The 2,474-nt window shown below is 64.1% G+C and carries 1 protein-coding gene; it reads left to right on the plus strand.

What is annotated here, in order from left to right; translation table 11 throughout:
- Positions 1-58: 58 nt before the first annotated feature.
- Positions 59-2,474: BREX-2 system phosphatase PglZ (gene pglZ / locus VIQ49_RS27395; protein ID WP_331890078.1), on the plus strand; the 2,416-nt coding region annotated here is incomplete at its 3' end.

Consider the following 2,474-nt stretch of genomic DNA (forward strand, 5'->3'; position numbering starts at 1 on the left):
CGGTCAGTTCCGTGCAAGCCGGCATCGCCGCGGGGTTATTGCGCTCGCCGCGGCGCCCGTGTGGTCTGGTGCCGACGCCTTCCAGCTCGACGGCCAGAGCGTGAAGATCCGAGTTGGTCCGAGTGTGCTCGCGATTCGTGACGCGCTGACCGAGCGACACCACTTCGATTGGGTTGTGATCCTGACAGATCGGGAGTCGGCCGAACTGCCCGCTGGAGTTGTCGATCATTTGGTCTCGGGCCGGCTGTCCAATCTGGATCCATGGCCCGCGCTAAGAGAGAAGTTCCGGGCAAACCGACAAGAGTTCAATCTGCTCTCCCTCGACAACGACGCCGCCCGCTCCGCGTTGCGCGAACTTGGTGATTCGGTGCCGCCCGCCCCGGGTGGTGTCCTGACCAACGACCACCTGTTCGGGGCCCTCGCCCAACGTAATTTCGGGCTGACTGCCAGCGAGGTCACTCCTCATCATGTGTCTCTGTGGTCAATGAATACCGAACGGACCAAAGAGTTTTCAGCGTGGCGTGACCGGACCGCGCCGGTCTTGGTCGAACAGTTCTATCTCTGGCTCGAACGCACCCTCGGCCCCCTCGGTCGCTCAATGACGATCGTGTGGCGCACCAGTGGACCCGCGCAACTGGTTCCCCTCGGACTTGTCGCCGCGCTGATCGACGATTCCGCCGCCGCATCCGCCACCTTCCCCACGTCGATCGACGTGACCGTCAAAGTGCGTACGCTCCTCGAAGTCGAGCTCGGTCACCACACTTTGACAGAGCAGCAGCTCTCCGCCTGGGGCAATACGGCAGCCCTCGCTGTTACCGGCGCCGACGTTCCGGATGATGTCCTGCGCCGAGCCGAGCAACTGGTGGTCCGTTTGCAGGCGACCTCGTTAGTTGGTCGATCGGACGTCCTGTCGTCCGCGCGCCCGCCTCGCATCGCCCGATTCGCAGCAGCTCTTGCTGCTGCCGAAGAGAACCCAGATCTCACGGCAGTGGAAAACGCGTGGGCTGACGTAGTCGCACATCGTGAATCGCGCGTGGACTCCCCCGACGCACCACGCGACGTCCGGGTAGGCGCCGCTACCCTCCGGCTTCTGCGGTGGACGCGCCGCGATGCCCAACGACCGTCGACACTCGCCGGGTGGCTGACGTACTACCGCAGCGAATTGTCTTGGGTGGACGGGGCCGTCAACGACGCCTTTGTCGGTGCCGACGACCCGATCCTCGCGGCGGCGGCACATCGGATCATCACGACTGTGCGCGCCCGTCGCGGAGAGCAAGACCGACAGTTCGCGACTCTGGTCTCGTCCAGCGGCACTCATCACCTGAACGGCCCCGGCGCCCCGATGTACATCGAGGACATCCTCGACCGTGTGGTCCTGCCGCTCACTGTTGCTGCGCCGGGCGCCAGCGCGCTCAGCACGGCCACTCGATCTCCGGTACTGCTCGTCATCGCCGACGGAATGGGTGCCACCGCAGCCAACGAGGTTGTTGCCGACGCACTCCGTCGCTATCGCCCCCAATGGCAAGAATGCACCCTAGTCTCCGAGGAACCGAACACTGCAGCTCTCGCTGCCCTGCCGACCGTTACCGAATTCTCCCGCTGCACACTGCTATCCGGCGCACTCCAGCGTGGCGGGCAGTCTGAGGAACGCCGAGGATTTGCCTCGTGGCTGCAATCACACGCATTGCGCGGTGCGGGTCAGGTGCTCTTCCACAAAGCTGATCTCGAAGCAGTCTCTCGCGGCAACGCGCTTGCACAGGACGTCCGTACCGCTGTCGAAAACACACAAGACCACCCCGTCATTGCCTGTGTCCTCAATGACATCGATGACGCCCTCGATCGGTCCGATCCGATCGGCACCACTTGGACCACGGCGGGTTTCAAGCATCTCGATGCACTCTTGTCTGCTGCGGCAGCAGTCGGTCGGACCATCGTCCTTGTCAGCGACCACGGTCATGTCGTCGAACGTCGTGAGCAGCCGAGTGTGCAGCGCGGTCAGCAGGTTTCGGCTCGATACCGTCTCGCAGCGGGCGCCGATGCAGCCTCCGTGCCAATTGACGAGGTCCTGGTCGAGGGCCCGCGTGTACTCACTGACAGCCACAGCGCGGTCCTCGCGGTGGACGAGCAACTGCGGTACACCGGGATGAAGGCCGGCTACCACGGCGGCGCCACGCTTGCCGAAGCGGTCATTCCCATCTCGATTCTCGTCAACGGTGCCGTACCGCCACACCTTGGCCTTGAGGTGTCTCCTTCCCCGGTACCCGCCTGGTGGGAACCGAGCCGCACAACAATTGCCTTACAGACTCCGGTCACCGCTGCACCGGCCGTTGTGCCGAAGCGAAAGAAAACGGTTGCGCCCAAGGTGTCACCGCAGTCCGATGCGCTGTTCGATGTTGGTGCTCCCGCCGCAGCAATGGCTGCGTCACCAGTTGTTCCCGACGGGCGCGACAAGGTGTCAGCACTACTCGGGACAG

It is taken from the genome of Williamsia sp. (genome assembly GCF_036566845.1).
Classification (GTDB): domain Bacteria; phylum Actinomycetota; class Actinomycetes; order Mycobacteriales; family Mycobacteriaceae; genus Williamsia.